Here is a 26,772-nt window from a genome sequence, read left to right on the forward strand (position 1 = left end):
GCAATATTTGACAAAATTCCAGCAAAGAAGTCTTAGAATTTTTGTTATCTAATCATCTTCTCTAAAGCGATTTGCAAATCTTTTGTCAAATCGCTCACAGCTTGTCTAGCCGCCAAGCGATCGCCTTGACAATTTCCCCAGCGTTCGGTAACTGAAATTGGCTCTCCCACGGTGATTTGTACCTGTCGCAAACCTAAACCAGGTCGTCCCGGAAGTGTGGTATTTTGAATTCGGGAAAGCATATCGAATACAAGCAAAGCTGTTTCTGCAAACCGTTCCGCCGTCGGTTGTTCCTGAATATAAGTAGCTGTGACGGCAACAAAACTTTCGACTATCCGCATATGTCGCATTCGCAAGTCTGCTTCCTCGGCAATCCAGTCTGCCAAACCGCGTTTAAAGGGTGGTAAAGTCTTGATATCTGGCAAATCTTCCCGATAAATGTAATTCCAGCCAGCCTCTTCCAAACGGCGACAACGGTCAATAAAATTACCCTGCGCTTGAACTCCAAAATATTGTTCCGCAACTTGTAAAGCCTTATCCAGTAGGCGATGTAGTCGGGCAATCAACACCTGATTCGGACTAGCAGATTCATCAGTTGAGATGCTTTTTGGGATATCTTGATGATAAAAGCGACGATAAAACTCTTCCATCTCCGTAATTAGATATTCAGCCAACCGACAAAGGCGTTGATAGCAAAACTCTACGCCCTCACCCGAATCAATCTCCTTAACTGCCAAGCCGCTATCAGCTTCCAACTTACTCAACAGCAAATCCAGTTTAGACCAAGGTGGCTCAACGTAGCGATATTGGATCGCGATCGGCACAATGATCACAGTCTCAGAACGGTTAGCTTTTTGCAAGTCTTCTACACACCAGAAGCCCATTTGAGCAACACCGGGTTCCAGTGGGCTAACAATACCACTATGACCATTTGTACCGCCTTCGGGTGCCACTGCGATCGGGAGTTCGCCATTAGCAAACAACTCCCGTGCAGTTTGAATAGCTTGGCGATCTAGTCGCCTACCGCGATGAACCGGCACACCTCCGATTCTAGAGAACAACCAAGCTAGCCAATCTCCAGCCCAAACTGTCATACCCCGGTCATAGAGAAAATAGCTGTGAACAAGAGATTGTAGTGTAATACCTTGCTGACGCGCAACCTTTGGCACAATGCGGGAAAGCAAATACAGCATACAGAGAGGATCTTCTACCTCTGGGTGGCGAAATGCCAACAAAAAGCGAATTTTTCCAGCCTGAAATTGTTGATAAAGTTCAGCTAATACCTCAACATTTTTGGCTTCAATCCTAACAATACCAGCCGTCAGCCAAGGTCGAGTGCGAAACCGTAGTGCGATCGGCAGTAACCACCGAACAATCTGAAGTACCAGCCGATTAAACCGTTGAGTAATAAATTTCAGTGGTGGTTGAGTAGACTGAATCGATCTAGGCAAGTCGCTCTCCAGATTGTATCGGAATAAATAGGCAAACACTGCTAAGTTGCAAAAAATTGTAGGTTGGGTGGAGGCTTTGCGTAACCCAACATCCTGATAATCAGTTGGGTTCCGCTCCGCTCCACCCAACCTACGTCTAATGTACTATTTTAGCCTAGACAGTCCACTACGTGCATTTCAAAAATCAAATACTAGTCCTATATCGAATCAAAAATTATTTTGAATGTTTAGGAAAAGTTCGGAATAAATAGACAAACACTGCTAAGTTCAACACAAGAATAAATATTTTTATCGCCGAGAACCCCCGAATCAATTCATAAATTTCTGGGACAATACTGATACCAACAAGTACCAACACCAAGACGTGTGCCCAACGCTTTTCGTACCATAAACCAACGGCTTCAATAGTAGTAACAATAGCATAAACTCCTGCTCCAATACCACTAAATGCCAAGGTTCGCGGATTTAAGTTGAGAACTTTATTTAAAACCCAATCAATAATTATCGATTTACCTTCTAAAACATAATTTTCTGAAAACACCTCTAGATTTTGATAATTTTTTAATGTCAATAATAAAGCGATCGAAGTAACCATAAGCAGCATCGCGGTAAATGCTTTGTAGAAAACAATTGCCACTAATCCCAATGGACGCTTTTTCAAACAACCCCCTCAGTATATATAAGTGAAACTCTGATTAACTGGCTCTGGATGAGTGGAGAGTTCAAAGCTAACACTCATTTAAATTATCAATTATTAATTATCAATTTTTCGTTTTCAGTCAGAGACTAGGAATGCCTAATTAGAGGCTCCGCCTCAAGACTTGCGGCACCGCAATGAGGAGCATTTCTAGCCTCTGGCTAGAAACGAGGTTTTAAAAGCAAAAAGGGCGGTTAGAAACCGCGCGCCAGGTGCTTCTCCCAAGGGGAGACGCACCTGGCGCGAACAAGTCGGCGGAGCCGCCCAACGCACTGGCTTGTCTACACGAGGCTTTACCCACCTCCGTGGGTTAAGAATCCTTGATTTTGTATTAGTCCACGGAGGTGGACGAGAGTTTGTGTAGCCGCGAATTCCATTCGCCAAGGCTTAAGTTGACACGCATGGTTGATCTACCCCAACCCTACAAGGCTTGGCGGCTGTGAGGTTAGGTTTTTGATTACTGAATCGATGCTCTAGTTAAGAATAACCCGATGAAACTTGCAACTTTGCTCAATTCTGGGGTTTTGATTGACATTGGATGTGCATAGGCGTAGCCCGCACTTCTTTACGAGAGGCTGCGCCAACGGCAAAGCTCTGTTACCACCGCAGGTCTTACCCTGAGCTTGCCGAAGGGTCTCGTAGAGAAGGGCATCGCGCATTGAAATAAATCATATCCAATGGAGGTTAGCGGACTCGAACCGCTGACGTCCTGCTTGCAAAGCAGGCGCTCTACCAACTGAGCCAAACCCCCATAAAATTAAAATAGTAGGTAACTTTGGTTGCTGTTGTTATTGTAACTGATATTGTTCCATTACCAAAAGGATGAAGCTAGAAAATATCCAAGTTGTTGCAGCACTGTATAAATTTGTGAAGCTGCCAGATTTTGCCGAGAAACGAGATCCTCTGCTGTCTTACTGCCAAGCACAAGATGTCAAGGGAACAATTTTGCTGGCACATGAAGGCATTAACGGTACAATTGCGGGTTCGCGTCAAGCGATTGACTCTGTTCTCTGCTTTCTGCGTTCTGACCCCCGTTTAGCTGACCTAGAATCCAAAGAATCCTATACCGAAACCCCGCCCTTTGAGCGGATGAAGGTGCGATTGAAGCCGGAAATTGTGACTTTGGGGTTGCCTGAAATTGACCCAAGTGAGCAAGTTGGGACTTATGTCAATCCCCAGGAATGGAATGATTTGATTTGTGATCCAGAAGTAACCGTAATTGACACCCGCAATGATTATGAGGTAAGTATCGGTACTTTTCAAGGGGCGGAAAATCCCCAAACTGGCTCATTCCGGGAATTTCCCAATTATGTGCTACACCACCTCGACCCAACTAAACACAAAAAGGTTGCTCTGTTTTGTACAGGCGGCATTCGCTGTGAAAAAGCCTCATCCTTTATGCTTGCCCAAGGCTTTGCAGAAGTCTATCATCTCAAAGGTGGCATTCTCAAGTATTTGCAGGAAGTTCCAGCACAGGAAAGTTTATGGGAAGGCGAATGTTTTGTCTTTGATGAGCGGGTAACTGTCAGTCATGGGTTGGATGAAGGGAGTTGTGAGCGGTGCTTCTGTTGTGGACGTCCGATTTCTGAAGAAGATAAGCTGTCTCCAAAGTATGAGCTAGGTATCTCCTGTCCCTATTGTTTTGATAGCCTCACCGAGGAGAAAAGAGGGCGTCAGCAGCAAAAATGGCGTCACTACCAAACCCAAGTTGCTAACAAAAATCGGATGTAAGGGTTTAGCATTGCCAAACCCCTACGACAGTTCCGGTTTTTTTCCATCATACATATTTGGTATTTTCTGTGAATGCGTAAGTCCTAGTTTTATCTTGGGCATCCCAATGTAGTGATATATAAAACAGCTTCATCAGCAGGAATACCCAAAACTTCATTTACTTGGTCATCAAAAAATCCAGCGATGCCACTAACGCCGAGATTCAGGTGGATTGCAGCTAAATTTAGGCGTTGTCCCAAATGACCAGCATCCATGTGTAAATAACGGTAAACGCGATCGCCATATTGTGCGATCGCAGCTTTCAGATCGGCTGTATGAAATAACACCGCTCCTGCATCCCGCCCTAATTCTTGTCCTAAACAGAGAAAATGTAACTCTCGCCGAAAGTTTTTAAACCGAATTTGGCGTAATTCTTGGGCTTTAGGTGCGTAATAATAACAACCCGCCTCCAATCCTTGGACTCCGCAAACAGCAATGAATGTTTCGATTAAATTCAAATCAAAGTAGTCTGGAGAAATATCTAAATTTTGGTCGATGTAATTTTGCGGTTGGTAAGTGAAATCGAGTAAACTTTTCAATTCATCGAAAGTTAAATCATCACCATTGTAAGCGCGGGTAGAGCGTCGCTTGTACATTGTGATTTCCAGTTTTGACAGATTTTTCCCCCAGTCTATAGGCGCAGTGGTGGTGGGAATTTTCAAACAGAAAGGAAAATTGTATTTATCCTCCAAAGATTTTTCTTGTTTGATAGTTGGGAGATTGAGATTGCCAGTTATACCTAATTGGATCTGGGTGTGTCGATGAAAATATGCCAGCAATTCACCATCGGGGATTTGGGGATAACTGGTTTCGGTAGCCGAAGGTAAAGCAGTACATCCCAATGGCAAATTTTGATTGACATCTAACAAGTCTGCCAGAGGTAAGACAGCGATCGCACCTTCTTGTTGCGGATCGATATAAAGCAGATCATTTACCGATTCATCTACAAAACCGCCGATTAAATGCGGGCGATAGTCAGTAATCGCACCAGCCAATTCGATATTGCCCAACAGGTGTCCTGTATCTAGAAAAATCCGGCGGTAAGCCCGATCTTCATAGCGCCACGCAGAACGATAAAATACCGCAGTCACAATAATTGCTAATTGGGTATTATCTAGGGAAGGATGCCAGAAACAAGCAGCTTGGAGAGTTTGCCAAACATCACTTTCCCAATAATGCATCAGGGAATGATCCCGACACTGGTAGTTATACAGACCAGGTGGCAATAACGACGTACCACGGGAAACCACATACACCTCGGCAGGGTATAATCCGCCGGCACTGGGAGCAGCACGTAAATACCCCGCACTACCCATAGAAGGCATTTTCGCTGTCAATCCATAGCTGCGAAACAGCAGCCGTGAAAGTCTTTGCCACCATTGAGCATCTGGGTTATTAGCATAAGCCTCTGGTTTCTCTTGGATATAGGGTTTGAGATCAAAAGTAGAGCCAATTTTGTACTCTTTGAAGGGAACCGGCTGTTTAGCCCAATCTAACCCTTGATTTTTGGAGGCGAGAGTATCAGGGTTGTATTTAGTCCGTTCGTGATAATGCTGGGCAATTGATTGGTGTAATTCTGGCATAGTACTTTGAATATCCTTGGGGCATCCTTTTTTTGATCTTGGCATTCATTAGCCTGATTATTTCGTGTAAATTAGTACAATCTTCAGAGTCATAAAGTGGTAATTGGTAACAACTGCATTGGGGAATGGGGAGTGGGGAGTGGGGAATGGGCAAAAAGAATGTAGAGACGTAGCAGTGCTACGTCTCTACAAAGGTTCTGGATAAAGTATATTTAATTTCTGGAGATGTCTAATATTTTTCACAACCCCCGAATCGCAATTTCTAACCCTTCACATACACCGCTGAGAAAATCTAAATCCAAAGTAGCGATCGCATCACTAGATTTGTGATAATGTGGATTTCGCAAGAATGCCGTATCTGTAACCATCATTGCCGGATAACCCAAATCCCAAAAAGGTGCATGATCACTACGCCTGGTTTGGGGAACTATTAAACCTCTATTTGGTACGGGTAGCCATTGACTAGATACGCCAGTTTTCCGAATACTCCGACTCATGCCAATTAAGTCAGGCAATGTCCGCAAATTGCCTATTAAAGCAATAAAATCACCTCTGTCTGGATAGAAGCGTTCCAGAGGAGAGGGGTAACTTTGAGAACCGGCTGTAGAATCCTTATAGCCCAGCATTTCTAGGGAGATCATTAAGCGCAGCTGTTGTTTTTGTTGATGCAACAAAGCTGCATAGTCAGCACTACCCAGTAAGCCGTATTCTTCCATATCGAAAGCAACCAGCCTTAAAGGATATCTTACAGCTTGGCCAGCAAACTTTCTGGCTAATTCTAGCAACACCGCCACACCTGTAGCATTATCATCAGCTCCTGGTGTTCCCGGAACGGTATCATAATGAGCCCCAATTAAAATAGGTGGCAAATCCTGTTTTTCCCCTCTAGCTTGGGAGGGTAAATTTAATATCAAGTTCTTACAAGCTTTACCTCTGACTTCAAAGGTGTGGATTTCCACACTCCCCCATTGGGAAAATTGCTGGCGGATGTATTCTTGGACAAAAAAATGTCCAGCCGTTGCCATGTAAGGATCGCGTTCTCGTGCGATCGCACTCAGGGAAGTTTGTAATCGCTCTGTTAAATTCAAATTTTTAAAGTAGTGGCAATATTAAGGTTTTCAGGCACTCAAAGAAGCAGAACAAGTATTATTAAGGTGCATTTATCAACTTGTAGATACCATAAATAGAAGTAGCATTGAGGCAGCTTAGGCACACCAACCATCTCAATGCTATCCTAGTCTTGCAACTATCTCCTCTAACTGCACTTCTGAGCTTACTGCCTTAATGATGACTATTATACAATTGGGGTGTTTTTATCCTGTGGCACAAAGCTAGAGGTAGTTCCGCCCAATCATAATAAATATATAAGACACTTTAGGAGAAGAGTAACGCATGGGCAAGGTAGTCGGCATCGACTTGGGTACAACCAACTCAGTAGTCGCCGTTATGGAGGGTGGCAAGCCGGTGGTGATTGCCAATGCAGAAGGAATGCGAACAACCCCCTCCGTAGTTGGCTTTAGCAAAGAAGGTGAAAGGGTGGTTGGGCAAATGGCACGACGCCAAACCGTCCTCAATCCCCAAAATACCTTTTTTGCAGTGAAACGCTTCATTGGGCGGAAGTATGGCGAACTTAACCCAGATTCCAAGCGTATACCCTACACTATCCGCAAAGACGAAGTGGGTAATATTAAGATTGCCTGTCCCCGTCTAAATAAAGATTTCGCCCCAGAAGAAATTTCGGCAATGGTGCTGAAAAAATTGGCAGACGATGCTAGCCGCTATTTGGGTGAACCAGTCACAGGGGCAGTGATTACAGTACCTGCTTATTTTAACGATTCTCAGCGCCAAGCAACCCGCGATGCTGGCAGAATTGCCGGTTTAGAGGTGTTGCGGATTCTGAATGAACCGACTGCTGCATCTTTGGCTTATGGATTAGATCGGGGTGAGACGGAAACTATCTTAGTATTTGACTTGGGTGGTGGCACTTTTGACGTGTCGATTTTAGACGTTGGTGATGGGATATTTGAAGTTAAGGCTACCAGTGGAGATACGCAACTTGGTGGTAATGACTTTGACAAAAAAATCGTAGATTGGTTAGCAGATCAATTTCTGGAAACAGAAGAGGTAGACTTAAGACGCGATCGCCAAGCTTTACAACGTCTAATGGAAGCGGCGGAAAAGGCCAAAATTGAACTTTCGGCTGTCAGCGTCACTGATATTAACTTACCCTTCATCACCGCCACGGAAGATGGCCCCAAACATCTGGAAACTAGTCTAACTCGTTCCCAGTTTGAGGGCTTGTGTAGTGATTTGGTGGGGCGGTTGCGGATACCAGTCAAACGAGCGCTCAAAGATGCTGGACTCTCACCTAGAGACATTGAAGAAGTTGTGTTAGTTGGCGGTTCTACACGGATGCCAATGGTAAAACAACTTGTGCGGGACTTGATTGGTACGGAACCCAACGAAAACGTCAACCCCGATGAAGTCGTGGGAGTGGGTGCAGCAATTCAAGCAGGCATTCTCGCCGGGGAACTTAAAGATGTGCTGCTTTTGGATGTCACACCCCTCTCTTTGGGATTGGAAACCATCGGCGGCGTGATGAAAAAACTCATTCCCCGCAACACTACTATCCCAGTCCGCCGTTCTGACATTTTTTCCACGTCCGAAAATAACCAAAATACTGTGGAAATTCACGTAGTCCAGGGTGAACGGGAAATGGCAGCAAATAACAAGTCTCTAGGACGCTTCAAGCTGTATGGCATCCCGCCAGCGCCACGAGGAATCCCCCAAGTTCAGGTGTCATTGGATATCGACGCTAACGGGATTTTACAGGTAACAGCCCTAGATAGAACTACTGGGCGAGAGCAAAGTATCACCATTCAGGGCGCTTCCACCTTGAACGAGTCGGAAGTAAATCGGATGATTCAGGACGCTCAGAAATACGCCGATGTTGATCGGGAACGTAAAGAAAGGGTAGAAAAACGGACTCGTTCTGAGGCGTTGATTTTCCAAGCAGAACGCCAACTCAGAGAAGTAGCGCTGGAATTTGGTATGCAGTTTGCCCGCAGCCGCCGCCAAAGAATTGATAATATTTGCCGACAACTAAAAGAGAGTCTTAAGGAAAATAGCGATCGCGGTATTGATCAAGCCTACGCCGATTTGCAAGATGCTCTCTATGAGCTAAATCGGGAAGTCCGCGAGACTTATGCTGAAGATGAAGACGACGACTTATTTGGTACTATCCGTGACATCTTTACTGGCGGTGATAAAGATAAAGAACGCGAATCTCCCAGAGATACATATCGAGAACGCGACTCATACGGTAAGGATTATGGCAAAGATTACGGTAAAGACTATGGCAGAGACTATAGTCGGGAGGATCGTTCTTCTTCCTATGACAGCCGTCCTGCACGCAAATCACGCCCCAGCTACCAAGATAACTGGGATGATGAAGAAGACAATGATTGGTTGTAGTACTTTTAATAAGACTTAGAAGAGATAAGTGAGGAGTTAAAAATTAAATCTTTCAACTCCTAACTTTTAACTCTTAACTCCTCTCTTCTAATTAATCCCAAATCCCAAATCCTTCGACTGAGCTTGTCGAAGTGTTAGTCCGAAGTCTAAAATCTAAAATTTAAATAACTGACTATGCAAAATTTGCCGAATTTCCGCGATTACTACGAGATTTTGGGAGTATCTAAAGATGCCTCTAGTGAGGAAATTAAAAAGGTTTATCGGCGGTTAGCAAGGCAATATCACCCCGATCTCAATCCGGGTAACAAAGAATCTGAGGAAAAATTTAAGGATATTGGCGAGGCTTATGAAGTTCTTTCAGACATGGCCAAGCGATCGCAATACGACCAGTTTAGCCGCTACTGGAAGCAAAAAGGCTTTGCGGGCAATAAACAGACGCCAAAGGCTAAAACTTGGCAGAGTAATGCTAGCGATCGCAACGTTAATCAGGAGGTAGATCCAAGTCAATTCTCCGACTTTGAAAGCTTTATTAATCAAGTTATTGGCGTCAAAAATAAAAATGGGGCAAATAACTCCACTAATGGCAATACTAGCGATCCATTTCGTTCCCCCAGAACAAAAGTTGCCTATACCGTTAACACTCCACCTCGCACAACCCGTCGGGATATAGAAGCTAGATTAACGCTCCCACTAGAAAAAGCTTATCAAGGTGGTAATGAACGCATTCGTTTGGAAGATGGGCGATCGCTAGAAGTTAGTATGCCTCCAGGTATGGTAACAGGTCAAACCATCCGTTTGCGAAACCAAGGCGTTGGTGGTGGCGATCTCTACTTAAAAATTACCGTTGAACCTCATCCATTATTTAAGCTAGAAGGTTTAAATATACTCTGCCAAGTCCCAGTTACTCCTAGTGAGGCAGTTTTAGGAGGACAGGTAGAAGCACCCACTCTTGATGGTCCTGTAAAAATGACTACTCCTCCCGGAGTTAGGTCTGGTCAAAAATTCCGACTAGGGAATAAAGGCTATCCCAGTGATGATGGGAAACGTGGGGATCAATTAGTAGAAATTCAAATCGTTACACCGAAAAATATTAGTCAAGAAGAACGGGAACTTTACGAAAAGTTACGGCAAATTGAAACCTTTAAACCCCGTGCTGATTTACTGGGTTAGGGATAGCGATCGGGGAATTAGAGGCTATAATCTCAGATTGACGTAAAATAGGTCAAATCTACTTTTCTCTTCCAGTGCATGTCAGCAGAAATCAAATTTCGTCACTACTTTGTTGACGAAGCAGGTGATCTTACATTCTTCGATAAAAAGGGACGCATCATCGTAGGTCAACCTGGAGCATCTAAATTTTTCATGGTTGGTGTTGCTCAAATTTCTGATCCAGAACAAGTTACCTGGGAACTGAATGCACTCCGCTCTAGCTTGATGACACATCCTCGCTTCAAGAATATTCCCTCTATGCAACCTGAAGCAAAAAAGACTGCAATTACCTTTCATGCAAAAAACGATCATCCTGAAATTCGTGAAAAGGTTTTTGATCTGATGCAGTCTTTCGACATCAAGGTTTTAGTTGCAATTTGCAGTAAAGCTGATATGGCAGAATCAGCAAAAGCAAACTTTAAGAGCTTAGGCACAAAGCTTCACCAGAACGCAATTTATGACGATCTAATAACACAGGTATTCAAAAATCTGCTCCATAAAGCAGACGTTATCCGAATTGCTATTGCTAGACGTGGTAAGGCAGTACGCGAAGAAGCACTAGAAGAAGCCATTAACCAAGCTCAGAAAAATTTTGAGTCTCAATGGAAAATTGGTTCAAATAGCTCGATTATCATTGAGCCTACTTATCCATCTGAGGTTGCTGGTTTACAAGTCATCGACTATTACCTGTGGGCTGTACAGCGATGCTATGAACGCGACGATGACCAGTTTTTTCTGCCTCTTGCCAATAAATATAGACTGATTATGGACTTGGACGATAAGCGCAACAAACCTTATGGAGAGTGGTATGGCGATCGCAACCCATTAACACTTGAAAAGCTAAAAGGGGCTAGGTCTAAGTAGAATTACTACTCGGACACACGGCATGAAGCCGACGTTCGCCCCTTAAGCTACTATTATACAGGATATAAATCATCTAAATCCAACTATTCAAGTCTTCACCTATAAAAGGGTTGGGCATGATCCCAGAATATCATCAGCCATTTTTTCCCATGTAGAATGGGCGGGTTTACAATATTAGAAAAAACTTGATCGCAAAGTGACTTAAACAGCCGTGAATCAGAACGGGGCAATGCCACAAAGCAGTAAACCAACTTATTACTCCTTGCTAGGACTGCATCCCTGGGCATCGGTAATCGACATTCGTCGCGCTTATCGGCAACTGAGCAAACGCTATCATCCTGATACTACAGACTTGCCGACTGCGATCGCCACTCCCAAATTTCAGCAAATCAACGAAGCTTACGCCACCCTTAGCCATCCAGAACGTCGGTTAAGCTACGATTTAAAAATTGGCTATTCCCGCTTTGGAGTGATTCAACCACCCCCTGATTTAAATCAGCCCGTTTCCCGTTCTCATGACTGGTCAAAATCAGCTTACCTCGATGCGAGCGATCGCCCCCTCTCATCTGGCGAAATCTTTGCTTTATTTATGTTGGTGTTAACATTTGTAGGTTGTCTACTACTAGCAGTTGCCATCGGCTTAACTCGTGGTGAAACTGCTATCCAAACCCATTTGCTGCAACCAACTGCACCTGTACAACAGCAGATTATCCATGTGTCGCAACCAATTACCCATCTGGTAATTAAAAATAAAAAAATTTCCTAATCCAAAATCGTTCGATTGAGCGTTCGCGGAGCGTCTCGTAGAGAAACCGAAATCCAAAATCTAAAATTCCTATGCCTCTTCTTCCCTCTGATACCCCCCTATATAATCATTCCCTGCCACAAATTGAGCAGTGGCTAAAAGATCAAGGCTGTCAACAAGACGATATAGAGAGACATTGCTGGCGTGTACAGCGCCCTAGTTGGCAAGCTGAATTATGGCTTGATGTTGAGCAAGTCGTAGTGCGATATGTCCAATCCGGGCAAAATGGACAAGATATCCAACGCTCATTCAAATATTCCCTTAGTCGGGATGATATAGAACAAGCTGTATTTTCCGGCCCATAAGAAAGTGCAAAGTGGCACAGAGATAAGTGCGATCGCATCAGTTGAGAGGCGGGACGAATGCGATCGGATCAGTTCTTTAAACAGGTACAATTGTTAAACTCTGATCCAAATGGAGGTAGAATCTAACAACACATCCGACACCATGATTTGCATCGCCAAAGCGGACGCAAAAATTATTATAGATATTTTCACTACTGTTTTCTAGAATCAACGCTTTTTAAAGCATCTTTACCGATGGCATGAATGTACCAGCCTAGACTACCTATTCAGCTAAAATAACTAATTATCAAGAAGTTTTAATAAATAGCTCATGTCCTCAATTCCTCTGACACTAAACCTAATTGAAGGTTCTGTCTCCTTTAGTTTTTCACCCCAAGCAGCACGAGAATTAAAGACAGCGACGGATAAACTGATGGAGCGCCTGAAAGCTGTCGCCGCTAAACCCACTCCTAGCGGCGGTAAAATCACTCCCCAGCCTCCTCTAGAATATTGTTATACAGGTGAAGTATTTTTAGAAATTTTTTGTAATCCTAATATCTGGCCAACGCCCTTCGCAGCCAAAGTTTTGCTGACTGTCCGCAACGTCAACATCCGCTTGACTACTGAAGCTGAACTTACCCGGATCATTGAAGACATTAATCAGTATTTAGAGCAAGTTGGGTAATATTTCGATAAAAATTACCGGAGCAGTTCAACATTAGGAACTACCCCGGTTTGACAATCTACATACTTTACTCAAGTTGTGGCACCAGATATACAGAAAAAATCGTTCTCATGCCTTCTTCCACTTGAAAAGTTGTATCAATTCAGACTCCAATGCTTCTGTGTTAATGAAAAACGCAAGATTCTATATCGGGCAATGCTCATCAAAAACCAGAGATTATCCCCTAAGTTGAGTGTCGAATCTTTGATTGTGATATCGACACATCGAAAATCAACTCCCAATCTCAAATCCGAAATCAAAGATTGATTAGTCGTTGTCCCATTGTTCACGACCAATTAGGTCGCCAATGCGATCGCGCAACAAAAAGTCACATTTCTCTAATTCACATTCAACGCAAACCCACTCTCTCGCTGGAATGTATTGGCAGAGGGTATATATTGGCTGTTGTCTGCTAATCATTCCCTTTTGCACTAGTCGGCGTGCTTCGTCTTGAATCACATCTAGAGAATAGTAATTGATAGAAGACACCGTATTCACACTCATCGTTTTTACTCACTAATTAACACTTACGATAGTATTCCCGTTAATAATTAGGAACAAACATGACAGAATTTAGACTTGTGTCCAGGATTTTGTAGTTTGCTATACGGAACTGTTTTTATTTTGACGCTAGATATCCTGAAATTATCTCAAGAAATGTTAAGAAAGTCAACAAATCCTGACATTTTGGCAAAATCCGCTTTACAAAAAAAATTCCGAGTAGTTAACTTAACCTGCTTCTTTAGCTCTATGACTTTTATCCAATAAGTCTTAAGGCAAGATTTGGCAGTTGGGAAGAGTTCAGGGCGCGTCACCGAGAGCGAGTCATAGAGCGTCATAGCCCGCACTTCGACAAAGCTCAGTGACCACCGCAGGTCTTACCCTGAGCATGCGCCGTACCACTTCCTGGAAGCAAGCTACGCGCAGCGCGGTGCCCTGAGCTTGCCGTTCGCACAGCGCGATGCCCTGAGCTTGCCGTTCGCGCAGCGTCTCGTAGAGAAGGGTCTCGTAGAGAAGGGTCTCGTAGAGAAGGGCATCGCTTAGATATCAAATAATCACCTTAAAACCGGATCTAGAACTGCTGGTATTTATCTAAGCGTAAATAACACAAGAATGTTTGTCAGATACTAGTACTTTGTCAAGTTGGTTTTGAGGGTTTGTAGTAAGCACTTTAGTGCTTAGAAAATAAGGACTAAAGTCCTTACTACGAACTTGCTTACCCATCAATTTAAACTTGACAGACTACTAGGGTGCAAAACATAGCCGCTAAAGTACACTACGAAAGCTTTTACCCTAGCATTTTTTAACAATTTCCTAAGCAAAAGCGTAGTTGGTTAATTTCAGCACTGATATTACACAGTTTTCTTTTGAAAAACATTTGTAGAAGTGTGGAGTCATACTAATTCGTAATTAGGACACATATAAACAGAAAGCATATATATAGCAATCCTATTTGATTTGCTCTCCACCGAGAGGCTCAGATCCCCGACTTCTTGAAGAAGTCGGGAATCTTTTTGTTCGTAACGCATTTAGGATTGCTATATGGAACTACCGATCCCGGAAGCAGGTTATAGTTACATTAAAACAGGCGCAATCTAGTCACGTCTGTAAACTGTTTGGCGGATTTGCTGAGATTAATTGTTCTGAAGTTACATTGTTATTTAAGTTACTTATTCACTAGATGATTGATTATCTTGATCTGGGCTGTCTTCTACTGATACCAGATTTTCTGGCGGACGCTCATCGTTAAGTTGAACTAGTAGTGCTAGTACTCTATTACCGCGTTCTATGGAGTGATCTTCGACAAATATCACCTCTGGTGTACGACGTAGCCGTACCCGCGCCCCAAGTTCGCTGCGGACATAACCCGTGGCCGATTTTAAGCCTGCCATTGTTTCTGCCTTAGCTTCATCTGTACCATAGATACTGACGTAGATTTTGGCGTGTTGGAGATCGCCAGAAACATCAACATTAGTAACACTTACCATTCCTGTACCCACACGGTCATCTTTAATGCCGTTGAGCAGCATTTGGCCAACTTCCCGTTTAATCAGTTCAGCAACGCGGGAAACCCGGCGATTTGTAGACATAAAAATTTCGCCTCCTCACAGAGGTTGTACGACAAAAATAGATGCAAGTTGGGTAGACAATACTTAGCGGGAGCAACGCTAAGATCAACCGTCTCTGGGGCACAGCCCCGATATAGCGCTAGTCTAGATTGTACTCAAGCCCAGCATTGCACGTAGGGTGAGAGTAAGGAAGACTAGGCTGCTCAGAAATAAACCCAAGATGGCGATGAAGGTAACAGGGCGCTTCAACAGTGGCACTAATGGCGCAAAGGCGTTCAGAAACACTCCTAAGAGGATAGTAATTAAGTACCGGGGGTAGCGAAAGACGTTATCCCAAAATCCGTCAAACATCTGAATGTCAACTGCCTTGTTATATACTTACGTTTGTTTTGATATGCTTTATCCACTCAATTGTAATCTATGCGGCTGGAAAATTAGCCAGTTAATATAAAATATGGCTCGTCGGTTATATTGGCTTTATTTAGTTGTGATTATTTTCAGTTCAATCGGAAGTAAATGGTAATTCAAATCCCCAAGGAAACTAGCCCGCGTCCATTTTTGAAGTGGGCAGGGGGTAAAAGTAGGTTGATACAGCAATATATTCCTTATTTTCCCAAGAGTTATAAAAATTACTATGAACCATTCTTAGGTGGTGGTGCTGTTTTTTTCTATCTCCAACCTAGTGCAGCCATTTTAACTGATATTAACGCCGAATTAATTAATACTTATTGTTGTGTTAGAGATCATGTTGAGGAATTAATTTATATATTGAAAGAGCATAAAATTCGACATGATAAAGATTATTACTATAGTGTCCGAAATAACTCTGGTGGTACTAATATAGAAAAAGCTGCTCGAATAATTTATCTTAATAAGACTTGTTTTAATGGTCTTTATCGGGTAAACTCACAGGGTAAATTCAATGTGCCTTTAGGCAGATATGAAAATCCTAATATCTGTCATGAAAACTTACTGCGAGTAGCCTCGGTAGCACTTTCTCACGCAGAAATTCAACAAGCAGATTTTACAAAAGTCCTAAATCATGCGACTAGCAGTGATGACTTTGTATTTTTTGATCCGCCCTACCATCCGATCAGTGAAACTAGCTATTTCACCGCTTATAGTCAAAATTGTTTTAGTAAAAAAGACCAAGAACTTTTAAGAGATACTTGTGCAGAGTTAGCAAGTCGTGGTGTCAAAGTTATGGTATGTAATTCTGATAGCGAATTTATTAGAAAAATTTATACAGAGATTAATTTTGAAACCTCCAAAATAAAAGCAGCGCGTTCAATTAACTCAAATATAAAAAATAGAGGCATGATTGACGAACTACTAATTACATCTTTTAAAGATTTTTATTTGCCCAAGCAATGAACCTGTCTAAGCTATAAACTGCTAATAAATTATGGTTATCGTTAACTCTTGCTTTCAGCCATTTGCTTGCACCTTCTCGCATACCTTCACCACCTAAAATCACGATAGTTGGTGCAGGGTAATAGTGCTGAATGTTCATGTTCAAGTAAGGGAACTTTTCATCAACCGAACCGGGGCTTTCTTGCCATTTGCACTCGAAAATTAAACCAGATGGCATTGCAGGTGAACCAATAACATAAAAATCAACCTTCAGATCGGTATGATAAATTCCAGTTCCAATATAAACTTCTTTTCCATAACGTTTTGGTAATAAAGCAGCATTTAGGATAAATTCTTTCGGGACATAGTTCCCTACTTGGAAATAATTATACCCATTCAAGATTGCTTTTACATTTCCTTCTAAAATATTCCCAGACTTATTTGCTCGTCCGCCTTGAGTCAGAGCCATCTTCAATCCCTCTGCCAAAAGTCCTACTTATTATAGGATTTCACAGAAGCACTAAAAAAGGGTCAGTTACTTAATATGAATTTTTGATTTTGACTAAACAAGGTTGGATTAATAGGTAAAAAAATCCGCAAGTTTGGTACTTTTGTACTAAATAAATACAAATGTATTAATAATTTGGATGAGGAAGGAGTTACTAATTCAGGGAAGTATGAAAGGAATCAAATTTCCTTTTCTTTTTGTCCCTTAACCTCTTTAACAACTGGAATTTAGCTTGGATAAATTTTAGTGATTTCGCCTTAGCTTTAGCCTGTCTGGGCTTCAGTATGACCGTTGCGGATAGCCCATGCGATTTCTAAAAGTTGAGTCCAGCGCTTTTGTAACTGTTTGGGGGTGCATTTGATGACTTTGGCGATCGCTTGGTCGTTTTCCCGTGCAGTTTTTAACTGTAATAGTTGCTGTTGCTCTTGTGTGAGTTGATTCACAAAGATTTCCCACTGCTGGGAAGATAAACCCAACTTTTGCTCTAAACCCGCGCCTAACCATTGATGTACCAATTGCCAATGGTGTTGCTTAGAAAACTTTTCCACATGGTATTTAAACCGTTGTTGGAGATAATCGCGCTGACGGCTGGTTAAACCGAGAATTTGGTCAATTTCTGGGGCTGAAAGGTCTTGGAGTTTCAAGCTGAGGTAGTTCATACAGTCAGATTGACCTTGAGACTCCAGATATTTCATCAATTCAGTGATGACGCGATCGCGTTCTGACTCTTCTGATGGATCAAAATTAGTTTGGGCAATCATCTGCGATCGCAGTTGTTGCACCGCCGAGTTACGCTGGTAAGATTCTGCTTCTTCACCCTTGGCACACTCTACCGCCATTTCAATATCCACAGTAGTTTCTTGGGGCTGACGACGAGCAAAACCTTGGGCCCGCAAGATAATTAATTGCTGATTTGCACCACCAGGTAAATTGATCCGGCGTTTGGCGTACTGTTCTGTAAAGGACATATATTCAGCTAATTGCAGCTGAGTACGCGGCGTCTGATCATTAGGTAGTTCGTTTTCTCTGCGGAAAGCTTTAATAGCTTCGATATAAAATGCTTGTAAAAAATCTTCAATTAGGCTGTAACGAGCCTCAAAACCCAACTCCGAGCCTGACATAGTTATATGGCGGTAAACCATAGCACCCAAATTGCTATGTAATTCCACCCGTCCTTGTTTGGAACCTAGTTGGTAGTAACGTAAGCACTTCTGCATCCGATGCCTTCCCAACGTCATCTGCCAGGACTTGATTTCCCCAGATGTTTGAATACGGGAGCTTTTCTCGCAAATGCGTTCTACTTCCACGACTATGCGCTTTGCTAAAGCTTCTACGCACTTGGGCGCTGCTTTTACTTGCCCTTGCATTTCCTCACACAGCAATTCAATCAAGGTATCGCTGCTGCTGTCTGAAAATTCTTCAGTCGAAAGGTGGTTCTCAAAAATGGGTCTAGAGTTTGGTAGATTGACGACGTTAGCTTTCATGACTTTTCCAGGTAGTAGTATTGCACCGTAATTACAACGCAGACACAGCAATCAAGACCGTGCTTGGCTTGTGAATCTTTAGGCATTCATCCATCAAAACTTGCCCTATGTAATGCTCATATCTAAAGGTCATATATAAAACTGTAGGAAATACGAAAGAGTTACAGTTATGGCAATGTGTCGGTTTTTTTCACAAGCCACTAGATTGAGGCTGGGACACGAGTACCCGCCATTTTCTCAAAGTTGTCAAATACCTTGCTGTGCCAACTGTTGCCACCATTTTGTTATATCCACTGCTTCACCAAACAGCCCGCCGTAGACATCGCCTTTAAATATGACAATTTCAAAACTGGAGTTGTTTTGATCACAATTTCCGAAACAAAGAGGTACGCCTGTGAAGTGGAATTCTTATACCCATGCTGCTGCGGCTTCCCAACCTAAACCCCTCCGTATCATTACTGCTTCGTCTCCGGTCATATCCAAGATGGTAGAGACTTCATATGTAGGTTCCTCGCCAGTGTCTACAATTATGTCTACTAACTTGTCCAAACGGTCAAATAGCTCTACCCGCGACAGAATAGTTTCTGGAACTATTGGAATCATGCCATTATCTGCTTCATCTGATGGCAAATGTGCTGAAGTAGAAATAATCGGATTGCCCAACGCTGCCAGCAACTCCAAACACATAGTATGGTTTGGTACTCTAATTCCAGTAGTTTTCCGTTTGGGGCTTTGCACCAATCGCGGTACTAACTTAGTCGCTGGGAGCAAAAACGTGTATGGACCTGGAATCAGCCGCTTCATAATTCGATAGCCTGTGTCACTTACGAAGGCATAAGTTGCCACATTTGAAAGCGAGGGAGATAAAAATGTCAGTGGTTTATCATTTGCTAGCTGTTTAATTTGCCGCACTCGTTCTACCGCCGATTTAGCATTCAAATCACAACCGATCGCATAGACTGTATCAGTAGGGTAAAGCATGACTGCGCCACTTAAAAGCGCCGACTTTATTTCCTCTATTCGGCGAATTTGAGGATTATCCGGATGAACTGAGAAAATTTTTGCCATAACCGGGAGTGGGGAGTGGGAGAATGGGGAGTGGGGGATAAGGGAGATGAGGGAGATGAGGGAAATGAGGGAGATGAGGCAGTGAGGGAGAAGAATTAATGACTAATGACTAATGACTAATAACTAATAACTAATAACTAATAACTAATGACTAATGACTAATGACTAATGACTAATGACTATGAATAAAATAGCTTATCTTCAATGTCCGACAGGAATTTCTGGTGATATGTGCCTCGGTGCTTTGATAAGTTTGGGTGTTCCTGTGGAGTATTTAATTGAAAAACTCAATGGGTTGGGTATTGAACAGGAATATCAGTTAAGGGCAGAGTTTGTCCAACGGAATGGTCAGCAGGCGACTAAAGTTCATGTGGATTTAGTAGACGATCATCATCACCATCACCACGATCGCGAACACAGTCACGATCGCACACGCCACTTGCCAGAAATAGAGCAGATGATTCTCAAAGCGGAGTTGCCATCACGGGCAGAAGCTTGGAGTTTGGCGGTATTCCGGCAGCTAGCAGTCGCAGAAGGGGCGGTGCATGGCATTGACCCTGAAAAAGTTCATTTTCATGAGGTGGGTGCTGTAGATGCGATCGTCGATATTGTGGGTACTTGCCTGGGGTTGGATTGGTTGGGGATTGAGAGCAATCAGGAAGGATGGCCTTTACTTTACTGCTCGGCGTTCCCGACTGGTGGCGGCACTGTTCGGGCTGCACATGGTCAGATGGCGGTACCAGTACCAGCAGTATTAAAGCTGTGGGAAATGCGGGGTTGTCCAGTTTATAGTAATGGCATTGAACGAGAACTGGTGACACCAACCGGAGCCGCGATCGCCACTACTTTGGCAAGAGATTTTGGTTCACCACCGGCGATCGCTATTAAGCAGATAGGACTGGGAGCAGGAACCATAAATTTACCCATTCCCAATATTCTACGCCTCTGGCTGGGCGAAAGCGCAAGTTTACAGTCTAATTTCAGTGATTCTGAAGATAGCAGCCAAAATTTAGAAACCATCTCAGTATTAGAAACCCAAATTGATGATTTAAATCCGCAAGCGATCGGCTATGTGTTTGAGGCGTTATTTGTTGCTGGTGCGCTAGATGTTTTTACCCAAGCGATCGGCATGAAAAAGTCCCGTCCAGGGATTTTACTAACTGTGATTTGTCATCCAGAAAATTTGCTCAGTTGTGAAGCGGTTTTATTTAGTGAAACGACTACTTTGGGCATTCGGCGAACAACTCAACAACGCGCCATTTTACAACGAGAAATTCAACAAGTGGAAATTGAATATGGCAAAGTGCGTGTTAAAATAGCATGGAAGGGACAATCACTAGAAAAAGTTATTGCTAATGTGCAGCCAGAATATGAAGATTGTGCAGACTTAGCCCGAAAACATCATATTCCCTGGCGCGAAATTCATCGACTGGCGCTACAGCGTTGGTATTTAGAAAATCAAGACCACTAATTATCTTCTCGTAAATCTTTGATTGGGGCAGTGATTCAGAAGATTATTAGTCGTGCTGAATTCCATAAATAAAAACCTCATTCATAGATGATTACTTGTATACAAGTAATCATCTATGGGTGTAATTTAAGGTGAGATCGCAGTTGTATTAACAGCAGTAATTTCTGAGTAACGGGCAAAATCACTAATATTAAATGTAAGAATATGGGTTAACCCATGCACCAGCATTGCTGCAACTAGTCGCGCATCGTGGCACTTTCATAGAAAGGGCGTTCCCTTGATGGTTGTACCAGTCGCTCAAGCATGGTATCCAAGTGAGGTTTAATCTCTTCTGGAGTCCGGTTGGAAATCTTCGCCAACAACAGGGTAATTGTCTCAATATCTTGACTATGGGCTTGTTCTAAATCACTCACAACAGATTTTGGTTGAGTGTTCATAGCTTAAACATCATCTAATTCAAGTTAATCTCTTAATTTTCAGCTTACTGATAAATTGCTGCCCCGGAAGCGCACTTAAGACTTGTCTACAATTTAATAAACTAAAAACCGTTTAATTACTTAGAGCTTTGATTAAATATTGTGTCAATGTAAACGCATCTACACCCAATTCGGTACGCTCTTGGGCGGCTATTATACCTGCTTGCGAATGCCACCAAGCGCCAGTTGCGACAATATCTTCTATGGGAATCTGTTTAGTTGCTGCTTGCGCCAACAATCCACCCAGTAGCCCAGTTAACACGTCGCCGCTACCGCCACGCGCTAAGGCGGGTGTACTTTCAGGAACAATCCAAACGACACCTTCAGGGTTTGCGATCGCAGTTCTCGCCCCTTTCAACAATACTACCGCCCCACTTTGCGCGGCTGCTTCTTGTACTGCTTTCACCCTGTGATGTTTGGCATCAGCGACATCAGCAAACAATCGCTGGAATTCGCCAGTGTGAGGTGTGAGTACGGTTACTGCTTGACGTTTTTTTAATGTGGCGATCGCTCCCATTTGTGCCAAGATATTTAAACCATCGGCATCGAGAATTAAAGGGCGATCGCTGGCGATCACTTCTTGCACAATCGGAGTGGCATCTCGTGTTAAACCCGGACCACAAGCGATCGCATTAAAGGAACTCAGATCGGTGTTTTCTGGTAGTTGTAGGTGGGCGATCGCTCCATTTTCTGTCTCTGGACAACCGACAATTAGGGCTTCTGGCAAGTGTGACACCAAAAGGGGTTTTAGAGATTCGGGTACGGCAATGGAAAGCATCCCCACACCACTAGCTCTAGCACCCAAACCAGTTAAAATTGCCCCACCTGCATAGCGCCGCGAACCGCAAATCAGCAGTAAATGTCCTTCCTGATATTTGTGGGTAACTGGTGGACGGGGTAGGGGTAGAGTCGCAAGTGCCGTTGCTGTTGTAATACGTTTAATCCTGGGTATATTTTTTAGAACAGCTTCTACATCAGCGAAAGGAATATTAAAATCGATTAACTCAGCTTTGCCGAGATATTCCAACGCCTGGTCTTGGAAGAAAGCTAGTTTCCATAAACCCAAGCAAAATGTGTGGGTGGCGCGAATCGCAGTTCCTAATACTTCGCCTGTGTCGGTGTGTAAACCTGAAGCTAAATCGATGCTATAAATCGGCACAGATAATTCATTTAACTGATTAATTGCAGAAGCGATGGGATCAGTAAGATTTCTTTCTAAACCATACCCAAATAAGCCATCAATCAACAAATCAGAATTTGGTAGTTGCTCAATTGTTTGATAAATTGGGATGCCCAAATTCTGGGCATATTGCAAGTGTTGCGAAGTTAATTCTTTGAGCTTAGAGAAAGGAGAATAAATCCAAACCTCATACCCGCGAAAGTATAATTCACGGGCTACTACTAAAGCATCCCCGCCATTATGACCTGGGCCGACAAGAATTCCGACACGCGGATTTAGGGAGGGGGAGAGTAATTTTGAATTGTTTCCGCTTTGTCCAAGGTTCGGGTAAATATCTTGAATGCGACGGGCAATTAATCCCGCGACCTTTTCCATCAAAGCTGCTACAGGCATTCCCGCCGCAAAGATTCGTTCTTCAATATCGCGCATCTGCCCAGCAGTCACTACCACTTGCGAAATTTTTTCTTGCCTGTTCTGCATCAGTGCTGAATTATGAGTTTTAGGTTAACTGAAACTTTAGCAGATTTTAAATAACCTCAAGCAGCCTAACCAAGAAACTGCGATCGCTAAAAGATTTAGAACAGGTGTTTTGTGAGATGAAAGCGCGTAAAGTAATTAAGGTGGCGATCGCTGCTTAATTTTTTGCAGAGTACAGCAGATGATCTGGGTCTAGCCAAACAATGTAGAAAATCTCGTTAATAAAGAATCCATGAACCCTACCATGTTCATTTGAGGAGATGGAAAACTGATATGGTATATCAACTAATTGTTCTTCATTCGGCAAACCAAATCCCCTCTCGCTGGTATCTTCCTACTTGATGGGATGACATCTGAGGGTAGTGCTACGATTCACTAACAACTCTTGAGCCGTTAGGCTAGATAGAGCTTTTAACCGATCAAGCAAGGTCAGCCAGTAGATTACTTCTTTTTCCCTACAAGAAAACTTGTTGTGGGCATCTTGATAGTATTTAAACGAAAAGCTGATGCCTTGAGGTGGCTTCAGCTTTGTTGGTCTAATACCTGATGCGTCGTCTTTGGCAACCTCAGTCTTCTTAATCCTTTTCTTCGGCACGAGATCCGTAGTACTCCTTCATCCACTGTTTCTGAATAACTTCGTTGGAAGGTTCATCAGGTGGTAGATTTCCTCTAGCCAAATTCCAGGGTGTCTCGGCATGAGTCATCTGCTCTAGTTCATAAGCATCGCAGGCAAAGTACTCTTGTGCAACCTCATCTAGAAACTCTTGAATTTCTTGGGGTAATTCCGGGTTAGCATCCTCTAAAATTGGTTGCCATCCTAAAAGCTTATACTTCTGGTACAACGCAGGTATCATAGGCCCATGTATCCAGGCTTGAAAATCCTCTGGGAATAGAGGAGTGTCATTGAGTGCAAGATGCCAAGCCTGAGCATAGTACACAAGCTTTTGCAGCTTTAGATTACTTATAAAAGAGCCTGTTTCATTTGCTAACCAGATAAAGTAATCTGCTACGTTAAAACATGACAACACTACAACCACCTCCTTCAATCTGCTAGATAATAGCTAGCCTTGATTCGCTCTAATACATCAGCTTACAGAGTTATCACAGCAAGAGCTATGAAGAATTTCCGGCTTCTTTCTTATAGTTTAATTGTACTACTTTAAGCTTCTATTTAGTGAATCATAAAACTCTCAATAACTTTTGGTGGACTTGCCGTACAGATAATTTTCTAAGTACGCTTCAACAAAAAACTTGAAGCAGCCTAACGTTCCTGTTAAAGGGTTACTTGCAAACCTTTGCAACCACATCAAGGGCTTCCAGGAATGTCGCTTTTCAGTAATCATAATCCTCCTCATCCATCCAATCTGGCTCAATCATCCCAAAATCGACATCAGGCACTGTAATCTCAATTTCAACATCTTCAACTTCAACTTCTGGTTTAGCTTGGAAGTATTTCTGTATCAAATCACCAACTATTACATAGCCTTCCGCTTCAACTATCTCTAAAGATGTAACTTTTACAAACTGACTAAATCGCTCAGACACAATTTCCTGTGCTTCATGTTCGCCGAAAATTGTTTTTTTAATAACTTCGAGCTTCTTATCCTCAACCTGCCAATGCTCTTTAGCTTGTTTTAGCGATTTCTCAATTTCCTTTTGTGCGTCCCTTGCTTTTTGTATTAGATGTGATGTAATTTCCTCTCTAACCACTTCAGAAAGAATCAATCTTGTAGAACTATCTCGAAATTGTTCTAATTGCTTAAGTAGTCCTGATTCTAGCCTCAAACCCTGAGCGTCGAAAATTGATGTATCTAAGGTAATAGCTTTAAACTGACCCGCTCTAACAAGATTTTTAAGTTGATCTAGCTCCATATATTTAACTCAGAACAATTAAAAGTTGCATAGCCTTGTGACCAGCCTCAACATTTTCTACCGCAAAATAATCTGCGATCGCTTGTAAATCACCAGAAGCAGGGAGTGAGATAATGTACCGGTTCATTCCTAAGCCTCTTTTGCTTGCTTCAACTGTGTTAAAAGCTGATTCACAAAAGTTTCACCATCAATTCTTTCTCCCCTTTCAAGTGATGCTCATAACGATTCCATCCTTGGCTTTTTCTATGATAGAGCGTTGATAAGTCAGATCCTTAATGTCTGAAGTTGGATTGAGGTTTGAAGTAATCCTCCTGAAAACGGGAAGACTATGGTTACTTCACTAATGGGGAAATTTCCATGAAAGTTCTGAATAGGAAAATGCTCAAAAAATCTCTGCTTAACTGTCTAATTTTGCCTTTTTCTTTAGCAACCGGGCTGTGCGTGGGAACGCTTTTTGATTCTCAAGCGAATGCTTTACCAGGGCAAAGTACAGAGGAAGTAGGCGCCTGGATTAAAGCACATCCCACACTCCGCCCCAGGAGTGGGGAGCAATTATTTGTGCAAAAGACTGATACAGCTGCTCAACGATTCAGTTTTCAAGCGTCGGTATTGCCTCCCGGTAGGATAGAATTTTCTAAAGACCGTGGCAGAATTCGCACTGAGCGCATTGCCATGTATGATGCCATTAACGGTATGACATTTGCGCGTCTCCAGGAATCCTTGCGGGTGATTTATGGCTTGGAGATTTATCAAGACTACGATCGCGCCCAAGTCGTGTATCAGTATCCCAACCAAAGCGTAATTAACTCGGCGCGTTTTGCCGAAACTCCGATTCGGGAAGCTTTAAAGGGAGAATTACGAGTAGGCGATCGCTATGTATATTGGGTGGAAATCGCCCAACCGAAGACTGGCAAAGCTTTTACCGGTGAAATGACGATTTTGCTTAAAACTGACCTAGACAAGTTAGAAAAGGAACTGCAAAGTCGTTAATGGGCATCGGGCATTGGGCACTTGTACTGAGCGAAGTCGAAGTATTGGGCATTGGGCATTTCTCTTGTCTCCCTCATCTTTTCTGGTTTAAAAATTACTGAATTGGTGTTCTACAACTTCCCCAACCCTACAGGCGCTAGGGTTTGCCATATACCCGAAAAAATACTTTCAGATGCTAAGGAAATTCGTAGCAAATCTTCTTTCAGTAGTGGCGGCCAATCAACCCCGGCTTTACACCCTGCGGTAAACAGCTGTTGCGCCTTAATGCTTAACTGATAAAGGGCTAAAGCCAGTTCTCGGTCTAGGCTTTTTGCATCTTTGAGGGCTTCAAACACCACTTTCAATGCCAACAAAATCGAGGTGATCTGACCAGGTATCGGGGGTTTCCCGTGTTTCATACGCATTAACAGCGCATCTGGGTTTTCCTCGGTTATGATTGTCTGATCTATGAGGAGTTTCCGAGCTGTTTCGTAATTCATGTAGTCAGTTTAGCGTACATTTTGCTTCAGTATGAATACCTAATTAAAAACTCATAAAACTAGCTTATGGTTATTTATAGCAATCTCATTTGATTTGTGAAAAGATCGGCATAGGGAAAATGAGCCGGAATTTGCGATGCTCTACCTTAACCAGATAGACTCAATATAATATCTTGGAAAAATATACCTTGCTGGGAATCAGAAGCAAAATGATATCACCGAATTTAGAAGAAATTGAGCGCTCCGTGCGTGCCTTGTCTGTGGAAGAACAACTTTGGCTACTAGAAAGGATTGCTCGACAAATCCGAGAAACGGAGTATACAAAAGATAAATTGGCTGATGCCAAAAATCCCGAAGAACAACTGAGAGTGATGGTTAGTCAGCCAAAGATTCCAACCGAAATTGCTGCTAAAAATGATGAGTTTGCGATTTCGGAAATCCTCTGATATCTAAAAGTAAATATTATAAGATTGTCAGAATTAAA

General features: G+C 42.8%; 28 protein-coding genes and 1 tRNA gene. 11 read left to right on the top strand and 18 right to left on the bottom strand.

Going from position 1 to position 26,772, the window contains the following annotated elements; genetic code table 11:
* Positions 1 to 44: 44 nt before the first annotated feature.
* The 3 genes from HWQ38_RS17250 to HWQ38_RS17260 all read right to left on the bottom strand — a co-directional run bounded on the left by HWQ38_RS17250 (position 45) and on the right by HWQ38_RS17260 (position 2,899).
* Entirely contained in the window at positions 45 to 1,451 is a 1,407-nt protein-coding gene (locus tag HWQ38_RS17250) for a 1-acyl-sn-glycerol-3-phosphate acyltransferase (protein ID WP_292795572.1), read from the bottom strand.
* Positions 1,452 to 1,665: 214 nt separating this feature from the next.
* Positions 1,666 to 2,112 carry a DUF2127 domain-containing protein gene (locus tag HWQ38_RS17255; protein ID WP_292795575.1) on the bottom strand — a complete coding sequence of 149 codons (447 nt, stop codon included), beginning with the start codon at positions 2,110 to 2,112 and terminating at the stop codon, positions 1,666 to 1,668.
* A gap of 714 nt (positions 2,113 to 2,826) precedes the next feature.
* Positions 2,827 to 2,899 (bottom strand) — tRNA-Ala (locus HWQ38_RS17260).
* Between the two features lie 71 nt (positions 2,900 to 2,970).
* Here HWQ38_RS17260 and HWQ38_RS17265 point away from each other — a divergent pair.
* Positions 2,971 to 3,879, top strand: a complete 909-nt coding sequence (locus HWQ38_RS17265) for a rhodanese-related sulfurtransferase (protein ID WP_292795577.1) — start codon at positions 2,971 to 2,973, stop codon at positions 3,877 to 3,879.
* A gap of 89 nt (positions 3,880 to 3,968) precedes the next feature.
* Here HWQ38_RS17265 and HWQ38_RS17270 read toward each other — a convergent pair whose 3' ends face one another.
* Both HWQ38_RS17270 and HWQ38_RS17275 read right to left on the bottom strand, forming a co-directional pair.
* Entirely contained in the window at positions 3,969 to 5,501 is a 1,533-nt protein-coding gene (locus tag HWQ38_RS17270) for a SagB/ThcOx family dehydrogenase (RefSeq protein ID WP_292795714.1), read from the bottom strand.
* A gap of 239 nt (positions 5,502 to 5,740) precedes the next feature.
* Positions 5,741 to 6,589 carry a M28 family peptidase gene (locus HWQ38_RS17275; RefSeq protein ID WP_292795580.1) on the bottom strand — a complete coding sequence of 283 codons (849 nt, stop codon included), beginning with the start codon at positions 6,587 to 6,589 and terminating at the stop codon, positions 5,741 to 5,743.
* A 304-nt stretch (positions 6,590 to 6,893) separates the two neighbouring features.
* On the opposite strand from HWQ38_RS17275, the gene dnaK reads away from it, so the two are divergent.
* The 6 genes from dnaK (at position 6,894) to HWQ38_RS17305 (ending at position 12,822) form a co-directional block, all read left to right on the top strand.
* A complete protein-coding gene (gene dnaK, locus HWQ38_RS17280) occupies positions 6,894 to 8,975 on the top strand; it encodes a molecular chaperone DnaK (protein WP_292795582.1) in 2,082 nt (693 codons plus the stop codon).
* A 174-nt stretch (positions 8,976 to 9,149) separates the two neighbouring features.
* Positions 9,150 to 10,145, top strand: a complete 996-nt coding sequence (locus HWQ38_RS17285; RefSeq protein ID WP_292795584.1) for a J domain-containing protein — start codon at positions 9,150 to 9,152, stop codon at positions 10,143 to 10,145.
* 78 nt (positions 10,146 to 10,223) lie between these two features.
* A complete protein-coding gene (locus HWQ38_RS17290; RefSeq protein ID WP_292795587.1) occupies positions 10,224 to 11,048 on the top strand; it encodes a DUF3800 domain-containing protein in 825 nt (274 codons plus the stop codon).
* 229 nt (positions 11,049 to 11,277) lie between these two features.
* A complete protein-coding gene (locus tag HWQ38_RS17295) occupies positions 11,278 to 11,814 on the top strand; it encodes a J domain-containing protein (protein ID WP_292795716.1) in 537 nt (178 codons plus the stop codon).
* 71 nt (positions 11,815 to 11,885) lie between these two features.
* Positions 11,886 to 12,158 carry a DUF3143 domain-containing protein gene (locus HWQ38_RS17300; RefSeq protein WP_292795590.1) on the top strand — a complete coding sequence of 91 codons (273 nt, stop codon included), beginning with the start codon at positions 11,886 to 11,888 and terminating at the stop codon, positions 12,156 to 12,158.
* A 310-nt stretch (positions 12,159 to 12,468) separates the two neighbouring features.
* Positions 12,469 to 12,822 carry a hypothetical protein gene (locus tag HWQ38_RS17305; RefSeq protein ID WP_292795593.1) on the top strand — a complete coding sequence of 118 codons (354 nt, stop codon included), beginning with the start codon at positions 12,469 to 12,471 and terminating at the stop codon, positions 12,820 to 12,822.
* 306 nt (positions 12,823 to 13,128) lie between these two features.
* Here the strand turns inward: HWQ38_RS17305 and HWQ38_RS17310 are convergent, their stop codons facing one another.
* The 3 genes from HWQ38_RS17310 to HWQ38_RS17320 form a co-directional block, all read right to left on the bottom strand.
* On the bottom strand, positions 13,129 to 13,365 hold the full coding sequence (locus tag HWQ38_RS17310) for a DUF4327 family protein (protein ID WP_292795596.1): 237 nt from the start codon (positions 13,363 to 13,365) through the stop codon (positions 13,129 to 13,131).
* 1,166 nt (positions 13,366 to 14,531) lie between these two features.
* Positions 14,532 to 14,951 (bottom strand): 30S ribosome-binding factor RbfA, encoded by a 420-nt coding sequence (rbfA, locus tag HWQ38_RS17315; protein ID WP_292795598.1) that lies wholly within the window; start codon positions 14,949 to 14,951, stop codon positions 14,532 to 14,534.
* Positions 14,952 to 15,074: 123 nt separating this feature from the next.
* Positions 15,075 to 15,281 carry a DUF751 family protein gene (locus HWQ38_RS17320; RefSeq protein ID WP_292795601.1) on the bottom strand — a complete coding sequence of 69 codons (207 nt, stop codon included), beginning with the start codon at positions 15,279 to 15,281 and terminating at the stop codon, positions 15,075 to 15,077.
* Between the two features lie 165 nt (positions 15,282 to 15,446).
* Between HWQ38_RS17320 and HWQ38_RS17325 the strand changes: the two genes are divergently transcribed.
* The gene (locus tag HWQ38_RS17325; RefSeq protein WP_292795603.1) at positions 15,447 to 16,304 is read left to right on the top strand and encodes a DNA adenine methylase; all 858 of its coding nucleotides are present in this window, start codon (positions 15,447 to 15,449) and stop codon (positions 16,302 to 16,304) included.
* Here HWQ38_RS17325 and HWQ38_RS17330 read toward each other — a convergent pair.
* The 3 genes from HWQ38_RS17330 to HWQ38_RS17340 form a co-directional block, all read right to left on the bottom strand.
* Positions 16,276 to 16,752 (bottom strand): PD-(D/E)XK nuclease superfamily protein, encoded by a 477-nt coding sequence (locus HWQ38_RS17330; protein ID WP_292795605.1) that lies wholly within the window; start codon positions 16,750 to 16,752, stop codon positions 16,276 to 16,278. The two genes, HWQ38_RS17325 and HWQ38_RS17330, sit on opposite strands and share 29 nt — an antisense overlap.
* Before the next feature lie 302 nt (positions 16,753 to 17,054).
* On the bottom strand, positions 17,055 to 18,275 hold the full coding sequence (locus tag HWQ38_RS17335) for a HetZ-related protein (protein ID WP_292795607.1): 1,221 nt from the start codon (positions 18,273 to 18,275) through the stop codon (positions 17,055 to 17,057).
* Between the two features lie 408 nt (positions 18,276 to 18,683).
* Positions 18,684 to 19,343: an L-threonylcarbamoyladenylate synthase gene (locus HWQ38_RS17340; RefSeq protein ID WP_292795610.1), complete on the bottom strand. Its 660-nt coding sequence runs from the start codon at positions 19,341 to 19,343 to the stop codon at positions 18,684 to 18,686.
* A 181-nt stretch (positions 19,344 to 19,524) separates the two neighbouring features.
* On the opposite strand from HWQ38_RS17340, the gene larC reads away from it, so the two are divergent.
* Entirely contained in the window at positions 19,525 to 20,814 is a 1,290-nt protein-coding gene (gene larC, locus HWQ38_RS17345) for a nickel pincer cofactor biosynthesis protein LarC (RefSeq protein WP_292795718.1), read from the top strand.
* 236 nt (positions 20,815 to 21,050) lie between these two features.
* Here larC and HWQ38_RS17350 read toward each other — a convergent pair whose 3' ends face one another.
* From HWQ38_RS17350 to HWQ38_RS17375, 6 genes are all read right to left on the bottom strand, one after another.
* Positions 21,051 to 21,251: a hypothetical protein gene (locus HWQ38_RS17350; protein ID WP_292795613.1), complete on the bottom strand. Its 201-nt coding sequence runs from the start codon at positions 21,249 to 21,251 to the stop codon at positions 21,051 to 21,053.
* Positions 21,252 to 21,363: 112 nt separating this feature from the next.
* Complete coding sequence (locus tag HWQ38_RS17355) at positions 21,364 to 22,950, bottom strand: NAD(P)H-hydrate dehydratase (protein WP_292795616.1); 1,587 nt, start codon at positions 22,948 to 22,950, stop codon at positions 21,364 to 21,366.
* A gap of 331 nt (positions 22,951 to 23,281) precedes the next feature.
* Positions 23,282 to 23,542 carry a hypothetical protein gene (locus HWQ38_RS17360; RefSeq protein WP_292795618.1) on the bottom strand — a complete coding sequence of 87 codons (261 nt, stop codon included), beginning with the start codon at positions 23,540 to 23,542 and terminating at the stop codon, positions 23,282 to 23,284.
* Positions 23,523 to 23,975 (bottom strand): type II toxin-antitoxin system antitoxin SocA domain-containing protein, encoded by a 453-nt coding sequence (locus HWQ38_RS17365; RefSeq protein WP_292795620.1) that lies wholly within the window; start codon positions 23,973 to 23,975, stop codon positions 23,523 to 23,525. The genes HWQ38_RS17360 and HWQ38_RS17365 overlap by 20 nt, the downstream gene beginning before the upstream one ends.
* A 304-nt stretch (positions 23,976 to 24,279) precedes the next feature.
* A complete protein-coding gene (locus tag HWQ38_RS17370; protein WP_292795622.1) occupies positions 24,280 to 24,819 on the bottom strand; it encodes a PIN domain-containing protein in 540 nt (179 codons plus the stop codon).
* Positions 24,820 to 24,823: 4 nt separating this feature from the next.
* Entirely contained in the window at positions 24,824 to 24,946 is a 123-nt protein-coding gene (locus tag HWQ38_RS17375; RefSeq protein WP_292795625.1) for a hypothetical protein, read from the bottom strand.
* Positions 24,947 to 25,197: 251 nt separating this feature from the next.
* On the opposite strand from HWQ38_RS17375, the gene HWQ38_RS17380 reads away from it, so the two are divergent.
* Positions 25,198 to 25,809: a hypothetical protein gene (locus HWQ38_RS17380; protein ID WP_292795628.1), complete on the top strand. Its 612-nt coding sequence runs from the start codon at positions 25,198 to 25,200 to the stop codon at positions 25,807 to 25,809.
* A 110-nt stretch (positions 25,810 to 25,919) separates the two neighbouring features.
* On the opposite strand, the gene HWQ38_RS17385 is transcribed toward HWQ38_RS17380, so the two are convergent.
* Positions 25,920 to 26,288, bottom strand: a complete 369-nt coding sequence (locus tag HWQ38_RS17385) for a Dethiobiotin synthetase (protein WP_292795630.1) — start codon at positions 26,286 to 26,288, stop codon at positions 25,920 to 25,922.
* Between the two features lie 209 nt (positions 26,289 to 26,497).
* Here HWQ38_RS17385 and HWQ38_RS17390 point away from each other — a divergent pair, with 209 nt between their 5' ends.
* Positions 26,498 to 26,734, top strand: coding sequence for a hypothetical protein (locus tag HWQ38_RS17390; RefSeq protein ID WP_292795633.1), 237 nt, complete (start codon positions 26,498 to 26,500; stop codon positions 26,732 to 26,734).
* Positions 26,735 to 26,772: the final 38 nt, after the last annotated feature.

It is taken from the genome of Nostoc sp. NMS7, from assembly GCF_017115085.1.
Lineage (GTDB): Bacteria > Cyanobacteriota > Cyanobacteriia > Cyanobacteriales > Nostocaceae > Nostoc.